This window comes from Paenibacillus sp. B46(2026) (genome assembly GCF_056786355.1).
Window position 1 is genome coordinate 2,282,580 of the sequence record NZ_CM165907.1, and the last position, 14,005, is coordinate 2,296,584.

Consider the following 14,005-nt stretch of genomic DNA (forward strand, 5'->3'; position numbering starts at 1 on the left):
TATAATATGCGGTCGTGGCGGAATTGGCAGACGCGCACGGTTCAGGTCCGTGTGGGCTAACCCCCCGTGGAGGTTCGAGTCCTCTCGACCGCATCAAATAAAATAAAAGGTTCCTCGTTAGGCTAACGCCTTTGAGGAACCTTTTTGTATTGTCCCAAACAAGTTGTCTCGTCCGATAGTTTACTGAGCCGACACTTGAATACGATCAATATTCGGTCCTTCCGTCCCGGTCGTGACCAGTCTCAACGTGTTCGTGCCTTCATTCATCGGAACCTGAATTGTTTTTTCGCTCCAGGTTGACCAAGCACCTGTCGACGCGAAGGAAGCATTGCTAGTTACCTTGGTTCCGTTCACGTACACGTCGAGGTTCCGTGCCCCGCTCTCCAGGGCATAACGGATTTTCACGTTTTTGGTGCCCGTGGTGGCGCAATAGATACTGTTCCATTGAATCGCTGCATCGGCATTGGCATTGAAATTAACGTAACCAGAGCCGGTGTACCCCGGATAGATCGTCTCAACCGTAGAACTCGTCAAGGCTGTATTCGTTTCGGCTTCGTAAGTCATGCCGGTGTTCGGATTGCTGGAACCGCCAGTCAGATCAGCCACAAAGGTTGTAACGCTCTGTGCAGGCAGTTGGGCCGTGAAGGCGCCATTGGATACATTGATCGGTGAGCCTGATTGCAGATTTCGAATGGCATCCGTCATCCAGGAGGAGACGGTAGAGGCGTTGCCGTTTTGCAGCACAAACTTCTGACTTGCTGACGAAGTGCCACGGTTGATTGCCACGATGACAACCTTGTTGTTACCTTAATATGCTGAAACTGATCTGGGTCCCGTACGTATGTGCTCCCAGGATGTCCATATTGGCGAGAGCCTGCGGATCATTCAGGATGGGGTCAGATATATTTTTTAAATACTGGAAGGACTCCGGTGCCATCACTTTTGTATTTTGAATGGAGCCTGCATTCTCTTTCATGAAAAGAAGGATTTCCTGTGGTGTCCACCAGGTCCAGTCATGAGCGTAGTCCGGCTCGTTTTGTACTGAAATGGCATAGAGATTCACGCCGTTATCCTTCATGTAGGTAACAAAATCGTTAAGATGCTGGGCATATGCAGCATACTTGTCGTATTTCAGCCGTTTGGCGTTGGTGTCTCCGTTGCGGTTGAAGGTCTCAATCATGTCGTTCGGAGGATTCCATGGTGATGCAAATACGATAGCCCCTTTTTCAATAGCACGCTTGGCTGTGGCGACTTCACGAGACCAGTTATTTCGGTCCGGATCGACGTAAACCCTGAGCACAGAGAAGCCTAATTGGTTCTGATCGTTGCCAAAGGCTGTTTCACGCTGAGTTGCCGTCAAGTCACCGATCCAGGCTGGATGGTTGATACCGCCAAAACCGCGAATGAGCTGTTTTTCGGAGGACAAATTAATGTTGGCATCACTGGCTGCTGACACGTGTGTCGAGGTTAACATCAGAGGCAGAGCCGTTAAACAGGCCAATAAAACATTGACTGATTTTTTCAATCTCAATTTCAATTTCAATTTCAAAATTTTCACCCTCCTCGAAATGATCATACACATGAAAGCGTGTTCAAAAAAACTTGCTAAGCGGCGATGAGAATCTTCTTATCACGTCCTCTCAGATTGTAATGAATGAAAAATAAAGTTTTAAATAGTAAATTTTACTATATTATTTTGAAAAAAAACCTGACATATTACAGTTTATTTGTTGATTGTTATCTCTTTTTGAGAGATTCATGATGTTTTTGGCAAAAAAAAATCGGAAAACAATATCCATATCCTCTGAATCTACGAGATTGAACCGACAACAGTCAGAGATTTGGCAGATATGTTGAAGCAGAAGCTGTAAATGGATGTGCTGCAAGTGGTGGCCAGCCTGATATGAGATGCTCTCGCATAGGTATTCTTGTTGGGGGTGGAAGTTTCGGGTTGGGGAAAGAGCCTTTCCTTTATCTGTAAAGTAACCGATATACAACAAAATTTAGAGGGATTCGCGAGTAAAGCCTGCATACATGCAGACTTTTTTTGCGGTGCGCCTGTTTTAGATTGAGATGGGAAAACCTTTGCTTACATATAACTCACAACTAAATCAAACAATGAGAACAATAAACTCCCGAAGGAGGCACTCATCAGTCGAGAAAGGACAATTAGTCAGTCGTATTCAAGTTGAGGTTCTTCTTCAACAAGCGTTTGATTCTTCGCTGATTGTTCTGCGGCCTGTATGATTAGTTCTGAAGCGATAGAGATAGGGGCTTGTGTCTTTTCTTGAATCGTGTTCTCTTGGAGTGCCGCTGTAAAAACGAGTTCGTTGTATAGGAAGCACTTTCTAAACTTTTTGATCACCTGAAAATCATACTGCTGACGTTTGAATAGCTGCAGATATTCATCCTCACTGCGAATAAACTCACCGTTGTCATACTTATTCATAAACCAGTTGTTGATTTTATGTTTCGGACATAAATATGGCTCGATGACAATCATTGTTCCTTCGGGCTTCATTACTCTTCTGAACTCGTTCAAATACCCGGAAATTTGTTCGTTTGAAATATGGTGCAGAACCGCGATGATGAAAATGAAATCTACGGTATGATCCGGTATCGGGATATGGTTTTTGTCAAAAACCATAAAGGAATAGCTCGGATGCAACTGTTTGGCAAATTGTACTCTTTTGGCATCCGGATCAATGCCATAATAATGATCCGCATCACATATGGAACAGTTTGCTCCCGTTCCGCAGCCAAAATCCAGAACGCTTTTATTTTCTATGGAGAAACTGCTTTTGATATGCTCGTGGATATATTTATTGGTGAACCATTGTGGGCGTACAAACCGATGATACAGGCGCGGGGACAAATGCATGAGATTTAACTCACCACCATTTCATTCATATTGAAGCATAGTTTACTACTAACGTTTCAGAATAATACTTGGAAAATCGACCTAACGCTTTCTCTCCCAGCTCCGATCGTCATTTTGGCAAAAAAAACCTCGGATAACCCCAAGATTTTCAAGAGACAATGTACATAAATGGGGTGAACAGTTATGAGGAAAAAAGGAATTTGGATATTGCCTGCGATCTTTATAATGATCATGCTTATCGGATGTGGTAAATAAACTGCTTGATTAGTTCGTTCAAGGTACCTGCAGCTTTTGTTGGGATCTGATGTTTGGCATTTTTGATAAAAACCAGCTCGCTCCTAGGCAATCGTTCTTTCAGCAGATTGGCGTAGGGATGGAACAGCGTATCCTTCTCACCGTATACCAACAAAACGGGTTGAAGAATATTTCCCAATTGTGCCGTACAGTTATAGTGCAGACTGTATTGATAATATTGCTCGGCGTTTTTTGGGGTTGTTTTTTTGGCATCGTTAAACAGTGACCGGAACAAAGACAGTTTGAGCTTCGCTTGGCCCCAGGCGGTAGAAAGCGCAATTGGACCGACCGCACCGATGCGAGACAAGAGGAGCCCGCTCGATATTTTGTTTTTTAACTTTGGATCGCTGACTTCCGACATTCCGCCAATTACAATGCCGCCGAGTGCCCGTTCAGGACACGTCAGCAAAAAATCGAGCACTACCGCGCCGCCGGTTGAGTATCCGCACAAAAATGCTTTCTCAATCTTCAAATGGTCCATCAGCTGGCAGATATCCCGGGCGATTAACGGATATGTAATCTCTTTTTTGGAAGGTTCGCTTTGTCCATGGCCGCGGATGTCAAAAGTGATGATTCGAAAATCCCCCGACAGGGGCATCTGATACTGAAAATTCCGGCTTGTCAATACCGGAGGATGGATGAATAGGATCGCTGTTCCTTTTCCGCAATCCGTATATTGCATTTGATATCCATTTATAAAGCTGTGGGACATTTGAACTCACCATCCTTAATTGTAGCGTTTATGTTTTGATCATGAGACCACCGGTATACTTTTATACCGGTGGTTTGTTTTGTGCTTATAAATGCTGTACTTTAGAACATTTTTCGAACAGGAGACATCATCTGCCGCCAGTCAATGTTGCTTAATTTGCGGCGTCGTGTAATCCCGAGGGTAGCCAATCCAACCCCTAAAGCCAATACAGATATTACGATTCCTCGATTATTTAGGAGTCTCATCCATTGCATGCCAATTCACCGCCTTTTAAAGGGTTATTTTTATCGGATTAACAATCTTTATTGTGCGTATGACCGGATCCCTTCATTCATGGAAATAATGTTTGTTATCCCCAAGAGATTTAACGGAGCACAAACGACATTACTTTTGAAATGAAGACTTAATTTACCTTTGCATTATCATCCGTATATAAAAAAAGCATATTTTCCAAATTAACTATTTTTATTTCACATGCTGCATTTCCGCAGCATGGACATCCCGTGCAAGCAATTATTTACCGTTAGCGGCAGGGAGTCCAGCGTACATATTCAGCCCTCTAATATGAAACAATGAGCAGACGGACATAAGGAGGGGACACCATGAAAAAGGAAGAAGCAGACAGACAGGAGCGAAAAAGAAAAAATATGGCCGTAAAAGCGATGGCGGCTGGCATGATACTGCTTATGATGCTGCAGGGCTCAGCCGGAGCATATGGAACTGCTGCAAGCCATTCCGACTTGTTTGCAAATACCAAAGCTGTGCAGATCGTGCAGAAGCCTGCTGGTAAGGAGGGTTCAGTCTCAGAGTTATCTGCACCGCGCAAGCGCATGGCCATTATTATTGATGACGTCGGCAATGACATGAAGGGGACTGCCGAAATTCTGGCCGCGCCGGGGAAGCTCACGGTTGCGGTCATGCCTTTTTTGCCCACAACGAAGAAAGATGCATTGGCGGCCCACAAGAAGGGAATGGATGTCATCGTGCACATGCCGATGGAACCTCAAAAGGGAAAACCCGAATGGCTCGGTCCGGGAGCCATCACCTCGGATCTGTCCGATGAGGAAGTTCGTAAATGCGTCGAAAAGGCCATAGAGGATGTGCCTTTTGCCATTGGCATGAACAATCATATGGGCTCCAAAATCACATCCGACAGGCGCATTATGTCGATCGTGCTGGATGTGTGCCGGGAGCGGGGGCTGTTTTTTGTGGACAGCCGAACCAGCTTCCGGTCGGTCGTGGGTGAGCTGGCCGCTCAGAAAGAGCTGCCGCCTGTCGGGAACGACATATTCCTGGATGACCGCAACACCCAGCAGCATATCCGCAAGCAGATGAATTTGGCGGTGCAGCATGCACTGGACAAAAGCAATTGCGTTGTCATCGGGCATGTAGGCCATACCGGACATAATACGTCCGTTGTCGTTCGCGAAGCCATGACACGTCTTCAGGGACAAATTGAATTCGTTGGCATTGGTGATCTTGTTCGTGAAGTGTGGCACTGGCATTCTGCCCCTACACTGCCGACAAATAATAAATAATGCCATTCACAATGGATTGGGCAATGCGTTTCTGCTCTGCCGAATTACTCATCATGGCGCGGTCTCCTGCATTGCTCAGAAATCCGGTTTCAACAATGACTGCTGGGTGTTGCACCTTGTTTAGCAGGTAAAAGGGCTTGCCCCATACAACTCCGCGCTGTGTGCCATACAGGTTGTTAAGTTCGGTCTGGATGGACTCAGCGAGCAAATAACTCCGTCCTTCCTTTTGATGCAGTACAATCGGTCCGCGGGTAGACGATTTGGGGCTCCAGTTAGCATGGATGCTGACAACGATGTCGGTGCTCACTTCTTCACTAAGACTCTTGCGCTGGGCCAGATCCCTGCGATGACGGGAATGACTGTTCAGCCAGCGGTTGTCGTCACTAAGGGCATAGTCGCCAAGCCGGTTGATGATGACAGAATATCCTTTGCTGCGAAGCAGGAGATACACCTTTTGACTGATGGCCAGATTGATGTCTTTTTCCATCACCCCATGGTCTATCGTTCCGCCGTCAATGCCGCCATGTCCCACATCCAACAGAATGACAGGCGTGGCAAATGCATGATGGGTGGAGCGATAGGCGTCTCCATCGGTAACAGGCAGAAGGGATGGGTTGATGGGCGGCTGCATGGAATGTTGGGGTGAAAGAGCCGCAAAGGTCGCTTGAGCATGGATGACATCAGATGTTAAAGGGATACAACTGAGGGTAATCATAAAAGCCACCGATGCGGCTAGCAGCTTATACATGAGAGTACACGCTCCTTTCTTGAAATAGGCATCTCATGAATTAAAGTGCCTGGATGGATTCCTTTGGCATTAGACTGTGCAATCTTTGGTTTTTCATACGTTTTGCCACAAAAAAAGTGGTTTATCCCTTGGTGGTTCTGCACACAATAGGAGTAACACAAGCTCCGCAAATTGCAGGAGCGAAGGAGGCAGAGATCATGGCCAAAAGTGATGAATTGGTAAAATACATTACGCAGCGTGTAGTTCATTATATCGATACGCCGAAGGATGAGCGGAAAGGCCGCGCCAAAAGGAAAGAGCCGTGGGCAATGAAATGGTTCGGTATGATTCCATTCGCTGTATCCCTGTGGGTGGGGAAAAAGGAAAAAGCATTGGATTCAAAGGCTCATAAACGAGATTCTTCGAAAAAGGTTAACTAACGCTAACCATTCAACTACAGTAAACCAAAAGACGCAATCCCTTGGCAATACGGGGATGCGTCTTATTTGAGGTGGACTTTTCCGCAATAGATGTTATGTTATCGGTTAGTTTGCTTATAATGAAGGCTTCACGATGTAAAATTGCCCATCTTGCTGCAACGTACTCAAAGGGACAAACCGTTGAATGGATGTATTGCCGCCAATCGCTATATAAGGAATGGACTCTGCTTCCTGATCTGTATGCCATAGCTGATAACCGCTAACGGGTAGAGGACCGCCGTATATGACGTTACGATCATCCGCTGAGAAGACAATCTCTTGATTCTCCCCGTGTTGTATCACATTTTGTGCCTGGTTGGCAGCAACAGGCTTGGATGTAATCCACAACAGATTGTCCGCCGGATTGAAGACTGGTCGCAGATGCAGTGGATCGACTGATAAAGGTGAAGTTGTGGATAAATCAGTTATGCTGCCTGAGACCTGGTTGGAGTTAGCCTCCAGTCGACTCAAGAACTCTGATGGTAGTACATCTCCGTTCGTAGCATTAATATAAAGTGCGGGTTGATTCGGTTGATCCACTTTCCAGTAGGCAAGCAGAGGGAGAGCATAATGAGAATGAAGCTCTCCGCCGCCAGCGAGTAACGTATCAAGGTTCATATGTTGTCGATTCAGGGCTTGTCCAAGAAGTTCACTCTCATACGGTGACTGTTCTCCTTGACCATATTCACTAAGCTTCATCTGTCCCTGTTCTGTAGCTGTAATAATCATATATCCGATGGGTTTTCCTTCAAATGAAGCTTGCACAAGCCAGCTATGTGTACCGGGGCCAAGAGGGTAGAAGTCCAGGTCGGCGTTCTTCCACTTTGCTTCGGCGTTAGCTGTACCAAGTGCAACAGCTTGTTGCTCTGCAAACCGTTGCACAGCAGCGGGAGCTGCCTTGTCATTCTGTAAGGCATGATGTTCGGGACTATATTCTGTTGATGATGCGAGGGATAGTGAAGACGTTTTTTGTTCCTCTGCATCTGCTATTGACCAGAAAGAGAACAGGGCAAGACAACTGAGCAAGCCCAAGGTCATACAGGTTGTTTTCCGAGTGTTGTTCCAACACGTATGAAAGAATCGTTTCAAATTTACACCTACTTTTCATTTATCCGTTGCCTGAGCGGGTCCTAGTTTCATTCTAGGGGACAGGCTATGCAAAGGTTGCCGCAACCTGTCGGGCAGCTGATCATGAATAAACACTACTTTTGCCAGCATTTGCAGGAAAAGTAGTGTCTTCGTCTATCTTAAGTGAAACATGCCGCTACTAATGGCAGTCACTTTCACTTTGGGTTCATATTGCCAGATCATCTCGGTCCGGCGTGTCTCATACTGCAGTTTCATAGCTTCACGATCCATTACAGCCTGTTTTGCTTTCTCTTCTTCGGTTTCTGTCTCAGTGTCGAACGGTACTATGGCCTCTGCGGCCAGTTCTACATCGGCTCCAATGGGTTTAACCGTGCGATTAGATTGGACATTCTCAGCGCCAGATGCCAAGTTGTCCGTTGATTCTACCTCAGGCGTATCTTCTCGGAGTACCGCTTCATAATAGGTGTCCAACACGTCCAGCTCCAGATCAAGTCGCTCTTGGGCTTTCTCTGCCCAGCTATAATCAAGTTCCAGCAAGCGGTTCGTCAAATGAGATTCCAAAGCAGCTCCGGCATCGAATAACGAAACTTTAGCTGTCTGCACATGCATGTTCTCCGCGAGCCTCGGACTGAGATCACGTCGGTTCAGCTTGGTGCCGAATTTTTCTATAATTTCACCCGAGCGAAGGGAGATGCCGAGAAAATGCAATTCCTCCCGTTTCAAGTCACAGGCGAATTCCACCTTGAAACAGACACCGAGCCAAGGCTCATATACGGCTGGTGCTGTAGCGCGCAATTGCCGTTTGGCAGCCTGTTCGAACAGGTTCACGAAGGCACCGCCTTCACGGGCTGCGCCGAAAATCTGCTGGAGTCTGCGACTGCCGTACACCACTTCTTCACGCAATATTCGTCCTGGTCCCAGCTGTGGCAGCGATGGAGTGATACCGAAGTAACGGCCTAGAATGGTTTCTTTCGGTGGCTCGCCTTGAGGACTGCCGTTGGTTATACCATTCGCTCCATCAGGGTTAGGTACAACAGGAGGTGATGCTTGCGCAACTTTGGCTTCTGCTGCTTCAATGGCCTGCTGATAACTGTCAGGATCAAATATAAATGTAAAGGACATCGTCTCAGCGGGTGCTCCGGTTCGTTCCACGAACCCCCAATAATAGGGACGATTGGTCAACGCTTTGTCCGCCTCAGGCGAGAGTTTGACTGTAACATGGGCAGGTGAACGCTCCATAATCTGACAATCAAGTGCTTCCAGATAGGAGAGAACATAAGCCTGCACTTCATGGGGAGACATGGTCATGAGTTAGCTACCTCCTTTGCGAAGATCTAACAACCCGGATACGGCAGGTCCTTCAACGGCAACCTCACGTTGAATAGAGTTCAGCGATTGTCCAAGTGAATCCATTTTGCGGCGAATATCTTCATCGGTTTGTGATTCCAACATGATTTTGTACAAACTTTTCTCAATTGACTCCTTCTTCTCCAGCCGTTCCAAAATGACATCCAGCCCGCCGATCACCATCTCAAACATATTGATCTTCTCATGCAGCAGATTCAGAATATGTTCCTCAATGGTTCCAGTCGTGGATAGGTTGAAGATGTTCACGTCATTTTGCTGTCCAAGCCGGTGTACCCGACCGATCCGCTGCTCTACCCGCATAGGGTTCCAAGGCAGATCGAAGTTGATCATATGATGGCAAAATTGCAGATTGATGCCCTCACCACCCGCTTCGGTTGCAATCATGGCCTGCACACGCCCGCGGAAGAGATCCATCATCCAGTCTTTTTTGCCTCGATTCATGCCACCCCGATAGGGTACAGCCGTAAGCCCGTTGTTGCGAAAATAGTTCAGCAGATACTCCTGCGTGGCTCGGTATTCGGTGAAGATGATTACTTTTTCATTCATGTCCCGAATGAGCTCCATCGTTTTCTCAGCTTTGGTATTCTCCTTGATCGCTTTGATATGGGCAACCAGTTCCCAGATTTTGTCCCGGAGAGGAGAGTCCAATGGAAGTTTCTTCGACAGATTAACCAATGTTACGAATACAGCATCCCGACTGCTGCACACTTCTCGCTGCAATGTGACAAGGGAGAGCATACTGCTCAGGTTGCCGCCAGCTTCCTGGTACTGGTCTTTAACAAATGAAGTCACGCCATCGTACAACGCCTGTTCTTCAGGCGATAGTTGCAGATTCACATTGGAGACGTTCCGTTTGGTAAATTGAACGGGGCCTTCGCCACGACGATTACGGATCATGACTTTGGATAACTCGTTCTTAAGCTGTTCCTGATTTTTCGGAACTCGTTTGTCTACAACAAAGTTGGCCGCAAAGTCACCCTGACGACCCAGTTGACCGGGCTTCAGCAGGTTGATCAGATTGAACAACTCGCTCATATCGTTCTGCACAGGTGTAGCTGTGAGCAGCAGACAATACTTTTTGCGCAATTTCAGCATGAACTGATAGTTGGTTGTTTTCTTGTTTTTGAGTTTATGAGCCTCGTCAATAATAATCATGTCGTAATCGGTATTCAGCAGCATATCTTTATGCGGGTCACGTTTGGCTGTATCCATGGAAGCAACAACCACTTCATTCTGCCAGGAATAGGCCTTTTTCTGGGCAATGGCAGGGATGCCAAATTTCGAATTCAACTCCCGTACCCATTGCAGCACAAGAGATGCTGGCACGAGAATGAGTACTTTGGATACGAGACCCCGAACCATATATTCTTTCAGAATGAGACCGGCTTCAATGGTTTTGCCAAGACCCACCTCATCGGCGAGAATGGCCCGGCCTGACATTTCAAATAATACTCTGCGTGCAGTGTCCATCTGGTGAGGGAGTGGGGTAAGGCCTTGTAGATGCTTCAAACATTGGATCTCGTCAAAATTGGGAATCAGGTTGGTCTCTTCGGCCTGAATGCCAAGTTGAAAGAGTCGGTAATCCCCCCAAGGACCTCCTTTATCCAGTCGTGATTCCAATTGATTAATCCAGCTCCGATCGAATTCCAACGGAACGGGCAGTTCGGCTACAGGTTGATTCGTGTGGTGCGGGTTTTTCCGGTTCATGGTGCTTCCTCCCCTGCCATACGTGATGACGTTTTATTCGTAGGTAATAGTATGGACGAATGAGAGTCAGTTCATAACTATGTGGGTTCAAATAAGGAATATTTACACTTGTCACTCCGATGACAGAATAACCTTCCGATCGCTGTTATCCCCAGATTTTTTTGATTCCCTTCTCCAAAGGGGGAAAACCCGGGGAGTTTATGAAGGTGGACTATGATAAAAGTCGCATGGAAAATCAATATATGGTGTAATATACTGAACTTATATCACTATATGTGGTGTTTCGTCATAATTTACTCTTATAGTGAAAATGGAGATTTATTCCGGGGAGGTTGAACGTAGCGATGAAATCGAACCAACGATCGTACCAATTAGAAGGACTCAGCGAAAAAATATTTCTGGACCGATACGCCTGGAAGGACGCTGATTCGAATCATGCCAAGGTCGGAGATGTTGTATTGGTATTAACGAAGGATGATCCCAAGTTCCCAACCAAGGAAGTGGGCGAAATCATAGAACGAAAAGGGCAGCTTGTACAGGTAAGAACTCGAAGCGGAGAGATGATCGAGACAAACGTGGAGAAATTGACACTCAACATAGAAAAAACACCGGAAGAGATGTGGGACCGTCTTGCCAAAGCGATGGCTTCTGTCGAATCCACAGCTGATCAGCGGGCAACGTGGGAGTCCAAGTTCCGCTCTGTGTTGGAAGATTGGAAGTTAGTGCCCGGTGGCCGCATTGCTGCGGGTGCGGGTGCAAGCGATGAGCTGACACTCTTCAATTGTTATGTCATTCCGTCTCCGCAGGATAGTCGAGGTGGCATCATGAGAACCCTGACCGAGATGACCGAGATTATGGCACGCGGGGGAGGCGTAGGCATTAATCTGTCTTCTTTGCGTCCTCGGCGGTCGGTTGTGAAAGGTGTTAATGGATCATCCAGCGGTTCCGTATCCTGGGGTGGCTTGTTCAGTTATACGACTGGACTTATTGAACAGGGCGGAAGTCGCAGGGGTGCACTCATGCTGATGATGAATGACTGGCATCCGGATGTGCTTGATTTTATTACCGTAAAACAAACAATGGGGCAGGTGACCAATGCCAATCTCTCTGTATGTGTGAGCAACGCATTTATGGAGGCTGTCAAGCAGGACGGAGACTGGGATTTGGTTTTCCCCGATACGAACGATCCGGACTATGATACCGAGTGGAACGGGGATATGCAGCAGTGGAAAGCCGCAGGTCATTCGGTGGTGCACTATCGGACGCTGAAGGCTCGCGAAATCTGGCATACCATTATTGAATCAGCCTGGAAGTCGGCAGAGCCTGGTGTGGTATTCATGGAGTACTACAACCAGATGTCCAACAGCTGGTACTTCAATCCGATCATCTGTACTAATCCTTGCGCGGAACAGGGCCTGCCTGGCTGGGGTGTATGTAATCTGTCAGCAATCAATCTGTCCAAATTCTACGATGAAACAAATCATGATGTGGCATGGAATGAGTTGGCGGAAACCACCCGCATCTCGGCTAGATTTTTGGACAATGTCATCGATGCAACACCATATCATTTTGAGGAAAATAGACTGAATCAGCAACGTGAACGCCGGGTTGGGCTTGGCACAATGGGACTGGCAGAGCTGATGATTAAGCTGCGTATTCGATACGGCAGCCCTGAATCTCTTGCATTTCTGGATAAACTGTATGGATTCATGGCGAAGGAGGCCTATCTGGCATCGGCAGAGATTGCAGCAGAGAAGGGAGCTTTCCCGGCTTTCGAAGCGGAACCGTATTTACAGAGTGGATTCATGAAAAACATGGTTGCGACGTACCCTGAAGTGGGAGAGGCCATCCGTAAACAGGGCATTCGAAATGTCACACTGATCACACAAGCGCCAACGGGAAGTACAGGTACGATGGTGGGCACATCAACAGGTATTGAGCCGTATTTCGCCTTCAAGTATTTCCGTCAAAGCCGTCTAGGTTATGATGAACAGTTCGTACCGATTGCACAAGACTGGCTGGATGAACATCCGGGTGAAGCTTTACCAGACTATTATGTGACGGCGATGGATCTGTCGGCTGAGAATCATATCCGGGTACAGGCTGCGATTCAGCAATGGGTGGATAGTTCGATCTCGAAGACGGCCAACTGTCCGGCTGATTTTACAGTGGAGAATACGGCTGAGCTGTACGAACTGGCCTTCGACCTAGGCTGCAAGGGAGTAACGATATATCGCGACGGCAGCAGGGATGTGCAGGTGTTGTCCACGTTGAAGAAGGAAGAGACCAAGACCGAAGATGTAGATTCGACATTAATTACTAACTTGGAGACACTTCCTGATGTGTCAGTTAGTGAATTGACGAATAATGCGGAAGTGCAGGCAAGTGATGGAACTTTCAATAGCCAGGTTGGTGTTAGAACGCATTCTTCCGAGCAACCCTCTTCGTCTGCTAAAGTGCTCGATAAACAATATAGAAGCCGTCCTCAAGTACTGCGCGGTGCGACATACAAAATCAATACGCCATTCGGTATGGCTTACATTACAATTAATGATCTGGAGGGAACGCCGGGTGAGATCTTCCTGAACGTGGGCAAAGCGGGATCGGACGTGTTTGCCATGGCTGAGGCACTCGGTCGAGTATGCTCTCTGTTCCTTCGATACGGAGATCATGGGCACAAGGTTGAACTGTTGATCAAACATCTCAAGGGAATCGGTGGTTCGGGAGCGATTGGATTCGGAGCCAACCGGGTGGAATCGATTGCCGATGCAGTCGCTAAAGCATTGGAAAGTCATGTACAGAGCAGTGCTCAGGAGAAAGAAACTGGAGCATTACAAGAACAGAATCCAGTGGAGAGCGCGTATCCAAAAGTGGAGGATCAGAAAACCTTTACCGAATCGAGGGATTTATGTCCTTCATGCGGCTCGGCATCCCTGATGAATGTGGAAGGATGCAAAACATGCAGCAACTGTGGGTACAGTAAGTGCAATTAAATCTCAACTAGAACGACAATTAACGACATATATTTTGTTTTGGTTATGGTACTGTAGTTTGGTAATTAATCGAAATACAGTACCATAACTTGATATTTTACATAATGGTCTAATATTTTATTGGGTTATAAATAAAGGTTAGCTAATCTCAAATACTTAATGGGATAAATACAACTTACTTAGTTATTCTCGTGTATCAACTCTGTAAATCACGTTG

General features: G+C 46.8%; 9 protein-coding genes, 1 tRNA gene and 1 pseudogene. 4 read left to right on the forward strand and 7 right to left on the reverse strand.

What is annotated here, in order from left to right; genetic code table 11:
- Positions 1-8 precede the first annotated feature (8 nt).
- A tRNA-Leu gene (locus AC1S8V_RS10535) sits at positions 9-93 on the forward strand.
- A gap of 87 nt (positions 94-180) precedes the next feature.
- Here the strand turns inward: AC1S8V_RS10535 and AC1S8V_RS10540 are convergent.
- The 3 genes and pseudogenes from AC1S8V_RS10540 to AC1S8V_RS10550 form a co-directional block, all read right to left on the reverse strand.
- Positions 181-1,576 (reverse strand): annotated as a pseudogene (locus AC1S8V_RS10540) (carbohydrate-binding protein).
- Positions 1,577-2,173: 597 nt separating this feature from the next.
- Complete coding sequence (locus AC1S8V_RS10545) at positions 2,174-2,881, reverse strand: class I SAM-dependent methyltransferase (RefSeq protein WP_482073557.1); 708 nt, start codon at positions 2,879-2,881, stop codon at positions 2,174-2,176.
- 235 nt (positions 2,882-3,116) lie between these two features.
- On the reverse strand, positions 3,117-3,887 hold the full coding sequence (locus tag AC1S8V_RS10550) for an alpha/beta fold hydrolase (protein WP_482073558.1): 771 nt from the start codon (positions 3,885-3,887) through the stop codon (positions 3,117-3,119).
- A 602-nt stretch (positions 3,888-4,489) separates the two neighbouring features.
- Between AC1S8V_RS10550 and AC1S8V_RS10555 the strand changes: the two genes are divergently transcribed.
- Positions 4,490-5,425: a divergent polysaccharide deacetylase family protein gene (locus AC1S8V_RS10555; RefSeq protein WP_482073559.1), complete on the forward strand. Its 936-nt coding sequence runs from the start codon at positions 4,490-4,492 to the stop codon at positions 5,423-5,425.
- Here the strand turns inward: AC1S8V_RS10555 and AC1S8V_RS10560 are convergent.
- Complete coding sequence (locus AC1S8V_RS10560) at positions 5,400-6,056, reverse strand: N-acetylmuramoyl-L-alanine amidase family protein (protein WP_482074450.1); 657 nt, start codon at positions 6,054-6,056, stop codon at positions 5,400-5,402. The genes AC1S8V_RS10555 and AC1S8V_RS10560 overlap by 26 nt on opposite strands.
- Positions 6,057-6,370: 314 nt before the next feature.
- On the opposite strand from AC1S8V_RS10560, the gene AC1S8V_RS10565 reads away from it, so the two are divergent.
- The gene (locus AC1S8V_RS10565; protein WP_482073560.1) at positions 6,371-6,592 is read left to right on the forward strand and encodes a YqzE family protein; all 222 of its coding nucleotides are present in this window, start codon (positions 6,371-6,373) and stop codon (positions 6,590-6,592) included.
- Between the two features lie 114 nt (positions 6,593-6,706).
- Here AC1S8V_RS10565 and AC1S8V_RS10570 read toward each other — a convergent pair whose 3' ends face one another.
- The 3 genes from AC1S8V_RS10570 to AC1S8V_RS10580 all read right to left on the reverse strand — a co-directional run bounded on the left by AC1S8V_RS10570 (position 6,707) and on the right by AC1S8V_RS10580 (position 10,795).
- Complete coding sequence (locus AC1S8V_RS10570) at positions 6,707-7,669, reverse strand: hypothetical protein (protein ID WP_482073561.1); 963 nt, start codon at positions 7,667-7,669, stop codon at positions 6,707-6,709.
- 204 nt (positions 7,670-7,873) lie between these two features.
- Positions 7,874-9,028 (reverse strand): YqhG family protein, encoded by a 1,155-nt coding sequence (locus tag AC1S8V_RS10575; protein ID WP_482073562.1) that lies wholly within the window; start codon positions 9,026-9,028, stop codon positions 7,874-7,876.
- 3 nt (positions 9,029-9,031) lie between these two features.
- Positions 9,032-10,795, reverse strand: a complete 1,764-nt coding sequence (locus AC1S8V_RS10580; RefSeq protein ID WP_482073563.1) for a DEAD/DEAH box helicase — start codon at positions 10,793-10,795, stop codon at positions 9,032-9,034.
- A 344-nt stretch (positions 10,796-11,139) separates the two neighbouring features.
- Between AC1S8V_RS10580 and AC1S8V_RS10585 the strand changes: the two genes are divergently transcribed.
- Entirely contained in the window at positions 11,140-13,788 is a 2,649-nt protein-coding gene (locus AC1S8V_RS10585) for an adenosylcobalamin-dependent ribonucleoside-diphosphate reductase (RefSeq protein WP_482073564.1), read from the forward strand.
- Positions 13,789-14,005: the final 217 nt, after the last annotated feature.